We start from the raw sequence: 657 nt of genomic DNA, 5'->3' as shown, positions 1-657 counted from the left end.
TCTTTGCGGAACATGGTCTGCTTGAAGCGGAAGAACTCCTCGTCCGCCGTGTGATTACGGCGAGCGGGCGGAGCCGGGTGTATCTGAACGGCACGCTGACCACGGTTGCGCTGCTGCGTCAGCTTAGTGCCGGGCTGCTGCACGTCTATGGACAGCATGAGCAGCAGGTCTTACGCGAGGCTGATTCGGCGCTCTCCCTGCTCGACGATTTCGCTGATACGACGCAACGCGTCCAGGAAATGGCAACCCGCTACCAGACCCTGCGGCGGGCCTGGGAGCGCTTGCGCGCGCTGACCGAGGACAAAGAGGCGGCTGAGACCCGCCAGGACTTCGTTCGTTTTCAGGTTGATGAGATTCACCACGCCGCCCTCCGACCCGGAGAAGAAGAGGAGTTGCGGCAAGAACGGACCATTCTCGTTCACGCCGAAAGGCTCTACCAGGCAGCGTCCGGTGGTGAAGCAGTACTCACGGAAAGCGACAGCGCGGTCACGGATCAACTCGGGCGACTGGTGGCGCAGTTACGTGACCTGGTTCAGGTGGATGCCGGCCTAAACGAAGCAGTCTCACTCCTGAGTGACGGGCTGGCTCAGGTCGAAGAGGCGGCGCTCTTCCTGCGTAAATATGGTGAGCGCCTCAGCCCGAATCCCGAGCGTCTGG

At 61.9% G+C, this 657-nt stretch carries 1 protein-coding gene; it reads left to right on the top strand.

The genetic code is table 11. The annotated features are described in order from the left end of the window. The coding region (locus tag OXG98_06975; protein MCY3771746.1) for a DNA repair protein RecN at nt 1-657 on the top strand (657 nt) is incomplete at both ends.

It is taken from the genome of Gemmatimonadota bacterium, from assembly GCA_026706345.1.
Classification (GTDB): domain Bacteria; phylum JAAXHH01; class JAAXHH01; order JAAXHH01; family JAAXHH01; genus JAAXHH01.
Note: the sequence above shows the minus strand (reverse complement) of the source record. Positions and strands in the feature narration are given on the sequence as shown.